The sequence below is a fragment of the Herbaspirillum aquaticum genome, from assembly GCF_002213425.1.
Classification (GTDB): Bacteria; Pseudomonadota; Gammaproteobacteria; order Burkholderiales; family Burkholderiaceae_D; genus Herbaspirillum; species Herbaspirillum aquaticum.
In genome coordinates, this window is the sequence record NZ_NJGV01000012.1 from 1 (window position 1) to 917 (window position 917).

1 protein-coding gene and 1 pseudogene are annotated in these 917 nt (G+C 62.5%); both read left to right on the forward strand.

Annotation, left to right across the window (positions count from 1 at the left end):
* The coding region (locus CEJ45_RS14280) for a branched-chain amino acid ABC transporter permease (RefSeq protein ID WP_420913297.1) at positions 1–780 on the forward strand (780 nt) is incomplete at its 5' end.
* A 15-nt stretch (positions 781–795) separates the two neighbouring features.
* A pseudogene (locus tag CEJ45_RS25145) lies at positions 796–917 on the forward strand (ABC transporter ATP-binding protein); the annotation flags it as partial.

Consider the following 917-nt stretch of genomic DNA (forward strand, 5'->3'; position numbering starts at 1 on the left):
CCGACCCTGAAGCTGCGCGGTGACTACCTGGCCATCGTGACGCTGGGCTTCGGCGAGATCATCCGCATCTTCATGAACAACCTCAACGCGCCGGTAAACATCACCAACGGTCCGCAGGGCATCAACCTGATCGACCCGATCCGCGTGTTCGGCGTATCGCTGGCTGGTGAGCCGGGTTCGGGTTCGATGGTCAAGGTCTTCGGCATGAACCTGCCCTCGGTGAACGCGTACTACTACCTGTTCCTGGTGCTGTGCATCTTCGTGATCTTCTTCTCGTCCCGCCTGCAGGATTCTCGCCTGGGCCGTGCCTGGGTGGCCATCCGTGAAGACGAGATCGCTGCCAAGGCGATGGGCATCAACACCCGCAACGTCAAGCTGCTGGCCTTCGCCATGGGCGCATCGTTTGGTGGCGTGGCCGGTGCCATGTTCGGTGCCTTCCAGGGCTTCGTCTCGCCGGAATCCTTCTCCCTGACCGAATCCATCGCCGTGCTGGCCATGGTGGTGCTGGGCGGCATCGGCCACATTCCTGGCGTGGTGCTGGGCGGCGTGATCCTGGCGGCGCTGCCCGAAGTGCTGCGCCACGTGGTGGAGCCGCTGCAGATGGCCATTTTCGGGAAGGTGTGGATCGATGCCGAAGTGCTGCGCCAGCTGCTCTACGGCCTGGCCATGGTGATCATCATGCTGACCCGTCCGGCTGGCCTGTGGCCCTCGCCGCGCCATGAAGACCGTCCCGAAGTGGACCATACCAAAGTCGGTACCACCGGCGAAGTCAAAGCCTAAGCAGGAGATAAGAAGATGAGTCAGACACTGCTCAAGATCCGTGACGTCAGCAAGCGTTTCGGCGGCCTGCAAGCCTTGAATGGCGTGGGCATCACCATCGAGCGCGGCCAGATCTATGGCCTGATCGGCCCCAACGG